This is a genomic window from Kitasatospora sp. NPDC058243, from assembly GCF_042882025.1.
Classification (GTDB): Bacteria; Actinomycetota; Actinomycetes; order Streptomycetales; family Streptomycetaceae; genus Kitasatospora.
In genome coordinates, this window is sequence record NZ_JBHVWW010000140.1 from 1 (window position 1) to 1,706 (window position 1,706).

General features: G+C 57.7%; 1 rRNA gene (running past one end of the window). It reads left to right on the forward strand.

Going from position 1 to position 1,706, the window contains the following annotated elements:
- Window positions 1–92: 92 nt before the first annotated feature.
- Window positions 93–1,706 (forward strand): 23S ribosomal RNA (locus tag ACFVX9_RS39545) (it continues 1,269 nt past the right edge of the window).

The following is a 1,706-nucleotide window of genomic DNA, read 5'->3' on the forward strand; positions in this document are numbered from 1 at the left end:
GGATGCCGGCCTCATCTGATGCGCTCTTCGGGGTGTTGAGGGTGTGTGACTGGTCGTTGTTTGAGAACTGCACAGTGGACGCGAGCATCTGTGGCCAAGTTTTTAAGGGCGCACGGTGGATGCCTTGGCACCAGGAACCGATGAAGGACGTGGGAGGCCACGATAGTCCCCGGGGAGCCGTCAACCAGGCTTTGATCCGGGGGTTTCCGAATGGGGAAACCCGGCAGTCGTCATGGGCTGTCACCCGCTGCTGAACACATAGGCAGTGTGGAGGGAACGCGGGGAAGTGAAACATCTCAGTACCCGCAGGAAGAGAAAACAACCGTGATTCCGGGAGTAGTGGCGAGCGAAACCGGATGAGGCTAAACCGTGATGGTGTGAGACCCGGCAGGGGTTGCCATCGCGGGGTCGTGGGATTTTTCTTGACCGGTCTGCCGGCCGGTCGGCGAGTCAGAAACCGTATGGGTAGTCGAAGGACATGCGAAAGGTCCGGCGTAGAGGGTAAGACCCCCGTAGACGAAATCTGTACGGCTCGTTTGAGAAACTCCCAAGTAGCACGGGGCCCGAGAAATCCCGTGTGAATCTGGCGGGACCACCCGCTAAGCCTAAATATTCCCTGGTGACCGATAGCGGATAGTACCGTGAGGGAATGGTGAAAAGTACCGCGGGAGCGGAGTGAAATAGTACCTGAAACCGTGTGCCTACAAGCCGTGGGAGCGTCGTTCATCAGCTTGCTGGTGGGCCGTGACTGCGTGCCTTTTGAAGAATGAGCCTGCGAGTTTGCGGTGTGTAGCGAGGTTAACCCGTGTGGGGTAGCCGTAGCGAAAGCGAGTCCGAATAGGGCGTCTGAGTTGCATGCCCAAGACCCGAAGCGGAGTGATCTAGCCATGGGCAGGTTGAAGCGCGGGTAAGACCGTGTGGAGGACCGAACCCACCAGGGTTGAAAACCTGGGGGATGACCTGTGGTTAGGGGTGAAAGGCCAATCAAACTCCGTGATAGCTGGTTCTCCCCGAAATGCATTTAGGTGCAGCGTCACGTGTTTCTTGCCGGAGGTAGAGCACTGGATAGGCGATGGGCCTTACCGGGTTACTGACCTTAGCCAAACTCCGAATGCCGGTAAGTGAGAGCGTGGCAGTGAGACTGTGGGGGATAAGCTCCATGGTCGAGAGGGAAACAGCCCAGAACACCGACTAAGGTCCCTAAGCGTGTGCTAAGTGGGAAAGGATGTGGAGTCGCAGAGACAACCAGGAGGTTGGCTTAGAAGCAGCCACCCTTGAAAGAGTGCGTAATAGCTCACTGGTCAAGTGATTCCGCGCCGACAATGTAGCGGGGCTCAAGCACATCACCGAAGTCGTGTCATTGCAGCATATAGGGCCAACGCCTGCTGTGATGGGTAGGGGAGCGTCGTGTGCCGGGTGAAGCGGCGGTGGAAACCAGTCGTGGACGGTATACGAGTGAGAATGCAGGCATGAGTAGCGATACAAGAGTGGGAAACTCTTGCGCCGATTGACCAAGGGTTCCTGGGTCAAGCTGATCTGCCCAGGGTAAGTCGGGACCTAAGGCGAGGCCGACAGGCGTAGTCGATGGACAACGGGTTGATATTCCCGTACCCGCTTTGAAGCGCCAACGCTGAACCAGGTGATGCTAAGGCCGTGAAGCCGGCCCGGAGTCTTCGGACAAAGGGACGTGGTGGAGCCGCTGATCC